The following is a 14453-nucleotide window of genomic DNA, read 5'->3' as shown; positions in this document are numbered from 1 at the left end:
TCATGAAAAAAATTAGTTTTTTTTTGGCGCTGTTGAGTTCGTTATTCACAGTCGCTCAAAGTGTTCGTGTAGAAGGAACAGTGACCGAATCGGGAAAGACACCCTTGGAAATGGCCAACATTATGGCAGTAAATCAAGAGACCAAAGGGGTAGATTCGTATGCCATAACCAATGATAAGGGGAAGTATGCGCTCACCCTCAAAGCCAATGCAACCTACGTATTGAAGTTGAGTTACATTGGAATGCAAAACAAGGAAATTACGTTGCAAACCAAATCGGACAACATGACGCAAAACATCGCCATGGAACCCGGAGGAATCCAGTTGGATGGCGTTGAAATTATCAAAGAAATGCCTGTTTCGATTAAAGGGGATACCATTATGTACAATGCCGATTCCTTTAAAAATGGGACCGAACGTAAGTTGGAAGATGTATTAAAAAAACTCCCTGGCGTCGAGGTCAATGCCGATGGAGAAGTAGAGGTGGAAGGGAAGAAGGTCACCAAGTTAATGGTGGAAGGAAAAGATTTCTTTGACGGCGATACCAAATTGGGCGTCAAAAACATTCCCGCCGATGCGATTGATAAAATTCAAGTCCTTCGTAACTATAATGAAAATTCGATCCTTAAAGGCGTTGAAAACAACCAGGATAATATTGCGATGAATATCAAACTCAAGGAAGGGAAAAAGAACTTCTGGTTTGGGGATGTGACCGCAGCGGGTGGTTTTCAACCAGAAGCCAAGTTTGACCGCTACAATGTCAATCCGAAGCTTTTTTATTATAATCCGAAGTACAGTATTAACGTCATTACCAACATTAATAATATCGGGGAATTACCGCTGACAATTCAAGATTATTTTAAAATTACAGGGGGTTTTCGCAATATGATGTCCAAAGGAGGAAGCAGTTTTAATGTTAGCTCCAACGATTTGGGACTTTCCTTATTGCGAAACAACCGTGCGAAGAATATCGATACGCAATTTGGTGCGGTTAATTTTTCATACAATCCCTCTAAATCCTGGACGTTGAGTGGGTTTGGAATTTATTCCGGCTCCAAAACCGAATTGGAAACACAAACTGTAACCACCAACTTTGCCAACAATACCATTGCTAATACCGTTGATCGAACACGTCAAAGTAATCGTTTTGGGTTGATGAAAGGAAGTGCCAGCTATAAACCGAGCACCTCCTTACAGTTGGATTATGAAAAAAAAAAAAAAAAATCGGACCAGTTGGAAAACGGAAATTTGTTCCGAAATATAATCGCAGGAAGTACTGTTTTTGACGAAACGATTTTGACCAATAAGGATCAACAGCCGATTTCGGTCAATCAAAATTTAGCACTCTACCATACGCCTTCAGAGAAGCATGTGATTGCCTTTGAAGCCCAACATTTGTACCAAAACGAAGATCCTTTTTACAATGCCAATCTAGCGCTACAACCGTTTCAGTTAAATGGATACATTACGCAAAATCGCAACGATTACAACCAATCGCGCTTGATTAAAACGCACAAAGTCGATGCGAAATTGGATTATTATTACATGGTGACACCAAAGGCGAATTTGAATCTAACTCTTGGAAATACGTATTCAAAACAGCGATTTAATTCATCGATTTTTCAACTTTTGGATAACGGCACTCAAAACAACTTGACGGCTCCTGAAAATAACAACGATGTTTCGTATGATTTTAATGATGTGTTTTTAGGGGTACATTACAAAATTTTATACAAAAAGTTTACCTTCAATCCCGGCGTCAGTGTGCATTATTATCATTTGAATAACGTGCAATTAGGGTCAAGTTTTAAGCAAAGTTTTGCGCGTGTCTTGCCTGATTTTTATGCGATGTATCAAATCAAAAAATCGGAGACCTTGACCTATAATTTTGCAATGACCAATGATTTTGCCGATGTAACGCGATTGGCCCAAGGGTTTATCATTAACAATTATGCTAGTTTGTCGAGTGGAAATCGACGGTTGGAAAATGCGATCGCACAAACGCACTCCCTTCGTTACTTCAAGTACAACATGTTTAATTTTGAAAATATCAACGCGTCAGTTTCCTACACCCGACGCATGGATGCAATCAAATCACAAACCGAGTTCGTTGGGGTAAACCAAATTTCTTCGCCCTTCAACAATACCAATTTTGTGGATGAAACCCTCAACGGTTTTGGACAATACGGGCGTTCCTTTTTGAAATATTACAAAGCTTCCTTATCTACCAATATCAACTGGTCTAAATTCTACAACTTCTTAGGAGGTGAGAGCGCTTTGTCGCGAAGTATTAATCAGAACCATACCGTTCGTTTATCTACCAATTTCAAAAATATACCGAATTTAGAATTGGGATATACCTACTCAATTAGTGAGTTTGAGAACCCAAGAGGAATTACCAAATTCTTTACCGACAAACCCTTTGCACGCTTAGAATATTTCTTTTTGGAAGGGTTTTCTTTTGTGTCTGAATATGAGTTTTACCATTATTACAATAGCGACAAAAGTGTCGATAACGAATACGATTTTCTTTCGGCAAGTTTCAGCTATCAGAAAAAAGGAAGCCAATGGGAATACCGTATTTCAGGAACCAACTTGCTGAATACAAAGGCCTTGAACGACAACTCGTTTGACCAATTCCGAATCACAGACTCCCAGTTTTTTGTGCAACCCCGATACGTTATGTTGACGTTGCGTTATAACTTATAAACAAAAAAACCTGACTTTTCGTGAGTCAGGTTTTTTTTATTCAATAAAGTAAAATTACTATAAGTTAAAAGCCGCTTTTACATTTTCTACGTGGTCTAATATTTCCCAAGTAAACAATTCAACTTCTACGGTTTTGGTTTGCCCATCCGGCGATTTGAAGGTTTTGGTTACTACTTCAGGTGTACGTCCCATATGGCCATAAGCTGCCGTCTCACTATAAATAGGATTACGTAATTTCAAACGTTGCTCGATGTAGTAAGGACGCATGTCAAAAATCGTTTCCACAATTTTGCTGATATCGCCGTCTTTCATGTCGACTTTAGCAGTACCGTAAGTGTTTACGTTAATTGAAGTAGGTTTCGCTACCCCAATCGCATAAGATACTTGTACCAAAACTTCGTCACACAAACCAGCAGCTACTAAGTTTTTCGCAATGTGACGGGTGGCATAGGCTGCCGAACGGTCTACTTTACTTGGGTCTTTTCCAGAGAAAGCACCACCACCGTGAGCGCCTTTTCCACCGTACGTATCCACGATGATTTTACGACCCGTTAATCCGGTATCTCCGTGTGGTCCACCGATTACGAATTTCCCGGTTGGGTTGATGTGGTACGTGATATCGTCGTTAAATAAATGGGCGTATTGTGGGTATTTCGCTTTAACGCGTGGAATCAAGATTTCGATCATGTCTTTCTTGATTTTGGCCAACATCGCCTCTTCTTGGTCGAAGTCGTCGTGTTGAGTCGAAATCACAATCGCGTCAATACGTTGCGGTTTGTTATCGTCTGAGTACTCTAAAGTTACCTGCGACTTCGCATCCGGACGTAAATAGGTAATTTCATTGTTTTCACGACGTAAGTTCGCCAATTCGATTAATAACGCATGTGATAAATCCAACGCCAACGGCATGTAATTGTTGGTTTCATTGGTGGCATATCCAAACATCATTCCTTGGTCACCCGCACCTTGCTCTTCTTTGGTAGCACGATCTACCCCCTGGTTAATGTCTGCCGATTGCTCGTGAATCGCTGAAAGCACACCACATGAATTGGCTTCAAACATGTATTCGCTTTTGGTGTACCCAATTTTCTTGATGACATCGCGTGCGATTTGCTGCACATCCAAATAGGTGTTAGATTTTACCTCACCCGCCAAAATTACTTGTCCCGTAGTCACCAATGTTTCACAAGCTACTTTGGAATCAGCATCAAATGCTAAAAAGTTGTCAATTAACGCGTCAGAAATCTGATCCGCCACTTTGTCTGGGTGTCCTTCACTTACCGACTCAGAAGTAAATAAATAAGCCATAATTATACCTTTAAAATTTTTGTTTTAAATGATAAGAGGGAAAAAAGGGTGGTGCAACAACTAAAGAAGAATTACTGCTTTAGCATTTTTTTACGAGGTTGCAATCAGAACAAATTTCTCCTCTTCTATTTTTCGGTTGCAAATTTATGAAAATCAATTCCAATAAATCCAAATATATCTTTAAATTTTTTGCAAACGTTTGCGCTTTTTTTCAAATAATTATTTTGAAATGAGGTTTTTCTTGTCTTACCTTTGCATTGTTCTTAAAAATAATGGCGTTATCACGAAAGCGGGAGGGAATAGACCCTACGAACGCTTAGCAACCCCTCAACCTTGAGGAAGGTGCTACATTCTATTCTGATTTTTTCAGAAAAAGATAACTTAGGAGAATCCTCTCTTTCCTGATAACGCCCCAACCGAACTGTTATCAGTATGCGAACTAACATCAATGAAATTCTAAAACAACGCATCCTTGTGCTCGACGGCGCTATGGGTACTATGTTGCAACGCAATGCCTTTGAAGAAGCCGATTTTCGAGGCGAACGCTTTAAGGATTTTCCGCATCCTTTAAAAGGAAATAACGACTTGCTTTCGATTACCCAACCCGAAGCCGTAAAAGCGGTACACCGTGCCTATTTTGAAGCCGGTGCCGATATTGTGGAAACCAATACGTTTTCGGGAACTACCATCGGAATGGCCGATTACCACATGGAGGATTTGGTGTACGAACTCAATTATCAATCGGCTAAAATTGCCCGTGAAGTCACCGACGAATTTACTGACAAACCGCGTTTTGTAGCCGGTTCCATTGGCCCTACTAACCGAACTGCGAGTATGAGTCCCAATGTCAATGATCCCGGGTATCGCGCCGTAACCTTTGACGATTTGCGTATCGCTTACCGACAACAAGTGGAAGCCCTTATCGATGGAGGTGCTGATTTACTTTTGGTCGAAACGATTTTTGATACGCTCAACGCGAAAGCCGCCTTGTTTGCGATTGAAGAAGTGAAAGAAGAACGCCAATCCGATATTCCCGTGATGGTTTCAGGAACGATTACTGATGCTTCGGGTCGAACCTTATCCGGGCAAACGGTAGAAGCCTTTTTGATTTCGATTGCACACATTCCGTTGTTGAGTGTAGGCTTCAATTGTGCGCTCGGTGCCGATCAGTTGAAACCTTATTTAAAACGCTTGGGGCAACATACCCAACTCAATATTTCGGCACATCCGAATGCCGGGTTACCCAATGCCTTCGGACAATACGACCAAACACCAGAAGAAATGCAAGCGTTAATCCGCGAGTATTTAAACGAAAACTTAGTGAATATCATTGGGGGGTGTTGCGGCACTACGCCCGAGCATATTCGTGCGATTGCACAAGTGGCTGCTGAATATCAGCCGAGAACCGAAAGCAGTTTACAGTCATCAGTAGCCCGATTATAAGCGTATTATGAGTAAGGATATACCAACAACCGACAACCGACAACCGACAACCCAATACTTACGGTTATCTGGTCTCGAACCTTTAATCATAACCCCAGAAACCAACTTTGTAAACGTAGGGGAACGGACTAATGTTACGGGTTCGCGCAAGTTTTTACGCTTGATTAAAGAAGGAAATTACGAAGCAGCAGTAGATATCGCCCGCGCCCAAGTAGAAGGCGGTGCGCAAATCATCGACGTCAATATGGACGAAGGGATGCTCGATGGCGTAGAAGCCATGACCAAATTCCTGAATTTGATTGCCGCCGAACCCGATATTGCCCGTGTTCCCGTGATGATCGACAGTTCGAAGTGGGAAATCATTGAAGCTGGACTCAAAGTTATTCAAGGAAAAGGGGTAGTGAACTCGATTTCGTTGAAAGAAGGTGAAGCCGCTTTTATCCACCATGCCAAATTGATTAAACGCTACGGCGCTGCGGTGATTGTCATGGCTTTTGATGAAGTCGGTCAGGCGGATACTTATGAACGCCGTATTGAAATCTGTAAACGCAGTTATGATATCTTGGTGAACCAAGTCGGTTTTCCGCCTACCGATATCATTTTTGATCCCAATATTTTCCCAGTCGCGACAGGTATGGAGGAACACCGCCGCAATGCAGTGGACTTCTTTTTGGCGACGAAATGGATCCGTGAAAATTTACCCCATGCACACATATCGGGCGGCGTAAGTAATGTGTCGTTCTCATTTCGTGGCAATGATAAAGTACGCGAAGCCATGCACTCGGCCTTCCTTTACCATGCCATCCAACACGGTATGACGATGGGCATTGTGAATCCGGAGATGTTGGAAATTTATGACGAAATCGAACCCGAATTGCTCACCTATGTGGAAGATGTGTTGCTCGACCGTCGTGATGATGCGACCGAACGCTTGCTGGATTATGCCGAAAACTTAAAAGCAGATACCAAAACAACCGATAAAGTCGTGCAAGAATGGCGCAACGGTACGATACAAGAGCGCCTTACGCATTCCTTAGTAAAAGGATTGGACGAGTTTATCGAACAGGATGTCGAAGAAGCACGTCAACTGGTAGACCGCCCCATACAGGTTATCGAACAGCATTTGATGAACGGAATGAATGTCGTGGGCGATTTATTTGGCTCAGGGAAAATGTTTTTACCTCAAGTGGTGAAATCGGCTCGGGTCATGAAAAAAGCAGTGGCCTATTTGTTGCCATTTATTGAAGCCAGCAAAGATGGTCAGTCGGCGGGGGCTGGAAAGGTGCTCATGGCTACTGTAAAAGGCGACGTACACGATATTGGAAAAAACATTGTATCTGTGGTCTTGGCCTGTAATAACTTTGAAATTATTGACTTGGGGGTCATGGTACCGCCAGAGAAAATTATACAAACGGCTGTTACCGAAAATGTAGATATTATCGGATTGAGCGGTTTGATTACGCCGTCCTTGGACGAAATGGTGTACCTCGCCAAAGAAATGGAACGCTTGAACATTTCGATCCCGATTATGATTGGTGGCGCAACGACTTCGCGGGCACATACTGCCGTGAAGATTGCCCCCGAATATACCGGGAGTGTAGTCCATGTGAACGATGCTTCGCGTGCCGTAACGGTGGCGAGTAATTTGTTGCAACCTGAAAACAAAGCAACGTATGCCGAACAGATTCGCGAGGAATACGATCAATTGCGCGAAGGGTATTTGAACCGCAGTCGAGAGAAAGAATACTTGCGAATCGCGGAGGCGCGCGCCAATAAATTGCAATTGGATTGGTCCCGTTACCAACCGGCAAAACCGAATTTCATTGGAGTGCAAGAGGTGCAGGTGACCTTAGCGGATTTGGTGCCGTTTATCGACTGGACACCCTTCTTTCATTCGTGGCAGTTGTTTGGGAAATACCCCGCGATATTGAAGGATGAGGTTGTGGGCGAACAAGCCCAGCAGTTGTTTGACGATGCCCAAAAAATGTTGGCGCAAATCGTTGACGAAAACTGGTTTACCGCCAAAGGATTGGTGGGTATTTTCCCAGCGAATACGGTCAACGACGATGATATCGAAGTACTGCCAGCTACCTACAACCCACAACCAACAACTTTTCTAACCCTGCGTCAGCAGTTGAAGAAAAATGTTGGCGCTCCCAATATCGCCTTGGCCGACTTTATCGCACCGAAGGGAACAGGAATTCAAGATTATATCGGCTGTTTTTGTGTGACTACCGGATTTGGAGTCGATGAAAGGGCTGCCGCTTTTGAAAAAGAGTTAGACGATTACCACGCAATTATGGTGAAAGCCTTGGGCGATCGCTTGGCCGAAGCTTTTGCGGAATATTTGCATTTGAAAGTGCGGAAAGAAATTTGGGGCTACGCCAGCGACGAACAGTTGGACAACCAAGCTTTGATTTCGGAAGATTATAAAGGAATCCGTCCCGCGCCAGGCTATCCCGCTTGTCCCGACCATTTAGAGAAACCGACGATGTGGAACCTTTTGCAAGTCGAAGAACGCATTGGGGTTACCTTGACGGAAAGCATGGCGATGTGGCCGGCCGCTTCGGTGTCGGGGTATTATTTTGCGCATCCGGAAAGTAAGTACTTCGGACTCGGGAAAATCAAAGCGGATCAAGTGGAGGATTATGCCCAACGTCGTGGCGTTTCGGTGGAGGTGGCGCATAAGTGGTTGGCGCCGAATGTGGCGGATTAGCCCCCCAGCCCCCCAGCCCCCAAAGGTGGAGTTTAGTGACTAGTAATTAGTGACTAGTCGTTAGACTTTAGACTTTGGACTTTAGTCTGTAGTGACTGGTGTTTAGTGCAGGGAGTGCGCGAGGGGTAGAAGCAAGGTGCTGTGCACCGCGGATAACCCGACCCCGTTGCTCCTAAGTAAATAAAAGCAGGGTGTTCCTCAACGGGGACGCGCCCAAAAAATAAAACTTGAAATAGTAAACTTACCTCCGGCAGGCAGGCTTTAAAATGGAGACAAAATTTTAAATAACGACTCATTTAAAATTCAAAATATATAATTTAAAATAGATGAAAGTAACCCAACATATCGAAAATGCTCAAGGAAAGCCGTTGTTTTCTTTTGAGATTTTACCGCCGTTGAAAGGCCAAAATATTCAGTCGATTTTTGACGGGATTGATCCGCTGATGGAGTTTCAACCCCCCTTTATTGACGTGACCTACCACCGTGAAGAATACGAATTCAAAGAATTGGGGAACGGCTTACTGCAAAAGAAAATCGTGAAAAAACGGCCGGGAACGGTAGGAATTTGTGCTGCGATTCAAGGGAAATACGATGTGGATGCGATTCCGCACGTGTTGTGTGGCGGTTTCACCAAAGAAGATACCGAAAACTTGTTGATTGACTTGGATTTCCTCGGCATTGACAATGTGGTGGCGCTTCGTGGGGATGCATTGAAAACAGAAACCTATTTCAAACCCGAGAAAGACGGGAACAATTATGCCTCAGAATTGGTGGAGCAAATTAGCAACCTGAACCAAGGGATTTACTTGGATGAGGATTTGAAAAATACGGCCAAAACCAATTTCTGTATCGGAGTTGCCGGTTATCCTGAAAAGCATATGGAAGCGCCTAGTTTGGATTCAGATATTCATTTTTTGAAACAAAAGATCAAGAACGGCGCCGATTATATCATCACGCAGATGTTTTTTGACAACCAAAAGTTTTTTGACTTTGTAGACAAATGTCGGAAAGCCGGAATTGAAGTGCCCATCATTCCCGGACTCAAACCGATTGCGACCAAAAAGCAATTGAACTTGATTCCCCACCGTTTTAGTCTGGAATTGCCCGACAGTTTGATTATGGAAGTGGTGCGCGCGAAAGACAACGATGCCGTGAAGCAAATTGGTATTGAATGGTGCATCGCACAGAGTAAAGAACTCTTGGCGGCAGGTGTACCCGTATTGCATTACTATTCGATGGGAAAAGCCGACAACATCAAGGCGATTGCGCAAGAGGTGTTTTAATCGTTACGAACTAACCTTTATATTCGAAAACCTGGTTCACTTCGGTGGGGCAGGTTTTTTTAGACTTTAGTCGTTGGATATTAGACATTAGAGGGTTGGGGGGTTTAACACTTTGATTGTGTGTCGTTTCTTTTATATTTGTAAAAAAAACGCTATGCGAAAGATCTATGCTCTTTTTTTGTTTTGCTTTTCATCGTTAGCTGTGGCCCAATTGGTATTGGATCCAACCTATGGGAATGGAGGAGTCAATGATACAGGGTTGCCCTCGGGGAATATTTACAGCAGCGGAATTAATGGGGTATCGAATGCCCATTATTTTTTTGCAGACAACAAAGTATTGATACCGTATTCTTTGAATCCCAATTTCAGTCCACAGTTTCCCAATTTAGCACCAACGATTGGTGTTCGAAAATATTTACAAAATGGCAGTTTAGATACCACATTTGGGACCAATGGAATTGCTTTATTTACCTCAAACAATCATGCTGAACGATTTGATGTTTCAGGAATTACCGTGCAAAGTGACGGAAAAATTCTCTTAGTGGGTCGCAGTCACAACTTAGGCGGATTTTCAACGGATTACCGTGTTTTTATTTGTCGATTGAATGCCAACGGAACGAAAGATACCGGTTTTGGTACAAACGGAGTGCGAATTTTGAATACTTATGTCGAAAATAGCGCCGATCCCAACGATGAGCGATTAACCGATGTATATGTTGATAGTCAGGGGCGCATTATTGCTGTGGGGTATAATTATTGGTTTTTAGGGGGAACCAATTACGACGGCAGCGGATTAGCCATTCGCTTTACAGAAGCAGGCGCTGTGGATACTACTTTTGGTGTCAATGGTATTTTTGAATCTCCGCTCACTGGCACCGATAGTTTCTCGGAAATCTACGAAGCTGAAAATGGAAATATACTCGTTTTAGGTAATGTTATCCCTTCCAATTCAAGTTCCAATTTGACCGTTATGAAAATTACTCCCAATGGCACACTCAATACCACTTTTGGAACCAGTGGAATTGCCCAATTGGCTTTTGGAGGAAAAACATATCCAGCAAGAATTTTCCCGCAGTCAAACGGTAGTTTAATGGTAAGTGGGTTGAATATAACGGGCGGTTTGGCTTTTGGAAAATTGGATGCTAATGGAATTTTGGACCCCTCTTTTAGTGGTGATGGTGTAAATCTTACGAATATTGCTGTACCGAATCACAATACCATTGGTGCCGAAAATTACCCTGGGATTATCGCTGATCATTTGTTACAAATGCCCAACGGAAAGTATATTGTATGCATGACGGTGCGCCAAAATAATTCGTACAATTACATCATTGCACAATTGAATGAAAATACAACACTTGATACTGCGTTTATGTCGAATGGGTATTATTTGAACGATGTGACCGCTTGGGATTGGGCGCGATTTGCGCACCTGCAAGGCGATAATAAATTGGTCGTAATGGTAAGTGCTGTGTTATACCGCTATCAAGATTATATTGCGCTTAATACACCTGAGGTGCAAACGGTTCTTCCTGTTATGCATCCCAATCCGACCAAAGCAAGTTTAGACTTGGGTCAAACCTATGATGAGGTTGTTGTTTTTGATGCTTTAGGAAAACAAATCTACAAGCAAAATCAAGTAGCAACACTCGACTTGTCCACGCTTGAAGCAGGCGTGTATTACGTACAAGTTAAATTAACTTCTGGTGAGCGTGTAACCCGAAAAGTGGTCAAAGAGTAGCCATTTTTAGTGGCAAAAGCACCGAAGGATTAACACATCCGCACATTTTTTAACGTGAAATATAAAAATCCAAGACATAGTAACGGAATTCCTATCATAGCAAGAGACAGCGTTCGACATCGTTTTGGGTGCTGTAACGACCATTGTGGAATTTTGTAAAGGATGTAGCTGTTTAAAAGGAAATACATGCCTAGCCAACAAAGAAAAACGACCTCATTTTTCATTAGAATTACTACATAAAAGCTGACCAATAGGAATAGGTAGATTTTTTGAGGAGGTGTAAAGTTGTTTTGCATACAGTAAATTTATGAAAATGAGTAGGGTTGATTGGATTCCCTCATTCAAAATTCAAAATTCCTATTTTCTACTATATTTGCAACACTTAACCTCTTGCCATGCGCAGTATTTTTTTCTTTTTATGCGGAATACAACTTCTATGGGCGCAGGCGCCAGGGGTTACACCGCAATGGGAATTAAGTCTGTTTCGCGGGAATGTTATGCCGCATACACCCGACTTGTATCATTTGCAAGGGCATCCCGAAGGGGTTTTGCTGGCCTACAATTGGCAAACCCACGGAAGCAAAGAGTGGCACCGTACCTACGACAATCCCAATTACGGAATATATCTTTTGTATCAGGATTTTAATAATCGGTTTCTCGGACAGAGTTGGGCCGTCGGTGGACAGTTTCAATTCTTTTTTCTAAACCGTCATGTGCGACTCACCACGGCCGCTGGGGTGGCCTACATGAATCAGCCGTATGATAAGGTCACTAATAGTAAAAATAAAGCGTTTGGGAGTCCCTTGTTGGCCAACATCAATTTGGGATTGCATTACCAAATTCCCTTATTTCGTTCGAATTGGGCCATGCAAGCCGGATTTCTATTTACCCATTACTCCAACGGACGGACTAAGTCGCCCAATAGCGGCATCAATTCGTATGGACTCAACCTCGGACTCACCTACAGTTCCCCGAAATCCAACGATAAAGCCATCGATACTTTGGCAAAAGACACAATCAATTACCGACAGCAATTGCATTACAATATCGTTGTTCGCACCGGTGTCAATGAAAGTTCGGTCATCAATAGTGGTCAATATCCTTTTTTACATTTGGGCGCCTATGTCGATAAACGCTTGAATCGTAAGTCGGGTCTTCAATTGGGTGTCGATGTGTTTCTGACCCAAAGTCTCAAAGATTTTATACGCTACAAGTCAGCAGCCTTCCCCGAAGATCAAATCGATCCCGATACTGATTACCGAAGAGTGGGATTGTTTGCGGGTTACGAATGGTACATCAACCGCCTTTCGTTTGAAGCACAAGTAGGCTATTATGTCTACGACCGTTTGCAAAATGACATTCCCGTTTATGACCGTATCGGACTCAAATACTATTGGACTCCGAAGGTCTATTCTTCTTTAAGTTTAAAAACCCATCTGTTCCTCGCCGAAGCTATCGAGTGGGGTATAGGCATTCGATTGTAAGTATGAAGCCGTTATTTTATAGCTGTCTGTTGTTTTTGTTTTTGGGGTGTGAGCGTCCCATGGATTGTATCGAATCAGAAGGCCCGCGCATACTGCGTGAAGTTCCCGTGAGTCCGTTTACACGACTCGAAGTGTACCCGGGCATCGGGGTCGAAATAACCCAAGGGTCCGAGTACAAGGTTTTTATTGAAGCCGGAGAAAATCTCATCAACAACGTACAAGTCACCCAAGACGGCAATCGCCTGATGTTGCGCGATGCTTCGCAATGCAATTGGACCCGTGAATATGGTACCGCTATCCTTAAAATCACTGCGCCCAATATTGAAGAAATTTTCTCCAAAACCGAACAAGATATTCGCTCAATTGGCGTTTTGACCTATCCTATTTTACGATTATTTGCGCTAGATGAAAATGGTGATGGCGTTAATGGAGCGGGTACAGGCGATTTTTTTATGGAAGTTCATAACAATCAGGTCGTTGTACAAACAAATAATGTGGCGCGCTTTTATCTCAGCGGTCAAACACAGCATGCACATTACCTAATTTGGGCAGGCGATAGTCGCGTCGAATCGCCCCAACTAGTTGCAGGCGAAGTAGCCATTTTCCACCGTGGGTCCAATGACCTTTTCGTGCATCCTCTTCAAAAAATTTCGGGTAAGATTGTAAGCACAGGTAATGTGCGCTTGGCCTATGTGCCACCCCTAGTGTCGGTAGAAACCACCTACCAAGGGCAACTGTTGTATCCTTAACGTTTAGTAGTCGTTTTTTCGCGGAAAATTTGCTCCAGATTTTTACTTTTCGTCACAATTTGTAGGGCACGAACGCCCTGGGCCGTTGCAAAATCAAATAATTGTACGCGCGGATCTTCATCGGTTTTAAAGGTGAGTTCCCAAACGCGATCTTTGGTTTTCCGCACTTGGGTAAGTCCGGGTAGTGATTCCAAAACGGTCGCCTCCAGTTCTTGATCAAACTCCACTTCCAGCACTTGAACGGTGACTTCGTCGACCAGTTTATCCAACTTTTTGTCGGTTACAATTTTTCCTTGATTGATGATGATAACCCGATCACACAAGGCTTCCACCTCCTGCATGATGTGGGTAGATAAGAAAACGGTTTTATTTTTTCCCACCTGACGAATCACATTGCGAATCTCTACCAATTGGTTCGGGTCAAGTCCAGTCGTGGGTTCGTCCAAAATCAAAACTTCCGGGTCATGCAACAAAGCTGTGGCCAATCCCACGCGTTGGCGATAGCCTTTAGAAAGTTGACCGATTTTTTTGTGCGCTTCAGGCGTCAATCCCGTCAAGGTGATCACTTCCTCGATACGGACTTTCGGTATGCGATACACATCCGCATTAAACGCCAAATATTCACGAACGAAAAGGTCCAAATACAGCGGATTATGTTCGGGCAAATACCCTACGACTCGTTGCACGGCCTTCGCTTGCTCCACCACATCATGTCCGTTGATGGCGGTCGAACCTTCGTCGGCGTTTAAGTAGGTGGTTAGGATTTTCATTAAGGTCGATTTTCCGGCGCCGTTCGGACCCAAGAATCCCACAATTTCTCCTTTTTGGACAGAAAACGATACAGCATCTAAGGCCTTTTGTGCCCCGTAATATTTCGAAACCGCTTGAACTTCTATAGACATGATGGTAATGTATTTGACACAAAGGTACAGATTCTCATTCAATTTTTTTGGGCGTTCCCTCGTAGGGTGAAAAACGGCACTAAGTCGCTTGTTTTTCACCCTACGAGGTCAGGCTCTCG

9 protein-coding genes and 1 riboswitch are annotated in these 14453 nt (G+C 43.2%); of the genes, 7 read left to right on the top strand and 2 right to left on the bottom strand.

Going from position 1 to position 14453, the window contains the following annotated elements; all coding sequences use genetic code 11:
* Window positions 1–2: 2 nt before the first annotated feature.
* Window positions 3–2708, top strand: a complete 2706-nt coding sequence (locus Q0037_RS05695) for a carboxypeptidase-like regulatory domain-containing protein (protein ID WP_297516529.1) — start codon at window positions 3–5, stop codon at window positions 2706–2708.
* A 57-nt stretch (window positions 2709–2765) separates the two neighbouring features.
* Here Q0037_RS05695 and metK read toward each other — a convergent pair whose 3' ends face one another.
* Window positions 2766–4016 (bottom strand): methionine adenosyltransferase, encoded by a 1251-nt coding sequence (metK, locus tag Q0037_RS05690; protein ID WP_297516527.1) that lies wholly within the window; start codon window positions 4014–4016, stop codon window positions 2766–2768.
* A 275-nt stretch (window positions 4017–4291) separates the two neighbouring features.
* Window positions 4292–4399, top strand: a riboswitch (SAM riboswitch).
* A 49-nt stretch (window positions 4400–4448) separates the two neighbouring features.
* On the opposite strand from metK, the gene Q0037_RS05685 reads away from it, so the two are divergent.
* The 6 genes from Q0037_RS05685 to Q0037_RS05660 all read left to right on the top strand — a co-directional run bounded on the left by Q0037_RS05685 (window position 4449) and on the right by Q0037_RS05660 (window position 13432).
* Window positions 4449–5459, top strand: coding sequence for a homocysteine S-methyltransferase family protein (locus Q0037_RS05685; RefSeq protein ID WP_297516525.1), 1011 nt, complete (start codon window positions 4449–4451; stop codon window positions 5457–5459).
* A gap of 7 nt (window positions 5460–5466) precedes the next feature.
* On the top strand, window positions 5467–8175 hold the full coding sequence (metH, locus tag Q0037_RS05680) for a methionine synthase (RefSeq protein ID WP_297516523.1): 2709 nt from the start codon (window positions 5467–5469) through the stop codon (window positions 8173–8175).
* A 326-nt stretch (window positions 8176–8501) separates the two neighbouring features.
* Window positions 8502–9458, top strand: coding sequence for a methylenetetrahydrofolate reductase [NAD(P)H] (gene metF, locus Q0037_RS05675; protein ID WP_297516521.1), 957 nt, complete (start codon window positions 8502–8504; stop codon window positions 9456–9458).
* 154 nt (window positions 9459–9612) lie between these two features.
* The gene (locus Q0037_RS05670) at window positions 9613–11199 is read left to right on the top strand and encodes a T9SS type A sorting domain-containing protein (RefSeq protein WP_297516520.1); all 1587 of its coding nucleotides are present in this window, start codon (window positions 9613–9615) and stop codon (window positions 11197–11199) included.
* 395 nt (window positions 11200–11594) lie between these two features.
* Complete coding sequence (locus Q0037_RS05665; protein ID WP_297516518.1) at window positions 11595–12683, top strand: acyloxyacyl hydrolase; 1089 nt, start codon at window positions 11595–11597, stop codon at window positions 12681–12683.
* A 2-nt stretch (window positions 12684–12685) separates the two neighbouring features.
* Window positions 12686–13432 (top strand): head GIN domain-containing protein, encoded by a 747-nt coding sequence (locus tag Q0037_RS05660; protein WP_297516516.1) that lies wholly within the window; start codon window positions 12686–12688, stop codon window positions 13430–13432.
* Here Q0037_RS05660 and gldA read toward each other — a convergent pair.
* Window positions 13429–14334: a gliding motility-associated ABC transporter ATP-binding subunit GldA gene (gene gldA / locus Q0037_RS05655; protein ID WP_297516514.1), complete on the bottom strand. Its 906-nt coding sequence runs from the start codon at window positions 14332–14334 to the stop codon at window positions 13429–13431. The genes Q0037_RS05660 and gldA overlap by 4 nt on opposite strands.
* Window positions 14335–14453 lie beyond the last annotated feature (119 nt).

Source organism: Flavobacterium sp., from assembly GCF_027482425.1.
Lineage (GTDB): Bacteria > Bacteroidota > Bacteroidia > Flavobacteriales > Flavobacteriaceae > Flavobacterium.
This window is presented reverse-complemented; position numbering and strand designations above follow the sequence as displayed.

Bases quoted from the DNA above. Each gene is read 5' to 3' on its own strand.
- Q0037_RS05660 (WP_297516516.1), top strand. From the start codon at position 12,686: ATGAAGCCGTTATTTTATAGCTGTCTGTTGTTTTTGTTTTTGGGGTGT.
- gldA (WP_297516514.1), bottom strand. From the start codon at position 14,334: ATGTCTATAGAAGTTCAAGCGGTTTCGAAATATTACGGGGCACAAAAG.
- Q0037_RS05670 (WP_297516520.1), top strand. From the start codon at position 9,613: ATGCGAAAGATCTATGCTCTTTTTTTGTTTTGCTTTTCATCGTTAGCT.
- Q0037_RS05665 (WP_297516518.1), top strand. From the start codon at position 11,595: ATGCGCAGTATTTTTTTCTTTTTATGCGGAATACAACTTCTATGGGCG.
- Q0037_RS05685 (WP_297516525.1), top strand. From the start codon at position 4,449: ATGCGAACTAACATCAATGAAATTCTAAAACAACGCATCCTTGTGCTC.
- metK (WP_297516527.1), bottom strand. From the start codon at position 4,016: ATGGCTTATTTATTTACTTCTGAGTCGGTAAGTGAAGGACACCCAGAC.
- Q0037_RS05695 (WP_297516529.1), top strand. From the start codon at position 3: ATGAAAAAAATTAGTTTTTTTTTGGCGCTGTTGAGTTCGTTATTCACA.
- metH (WP_297516523.1), top strand. From the start codon at position 5,467: ATGAGTAAGGATATACCAACAACCGACAACCGACAACCGACAACCCAA.
- metF (WP_297516521.1), top strand. From the start codon at position 8,502: ATGAAAGTAACCCAACATATCGAAAATGCTCAAGGAAAGCCGTTGTTT.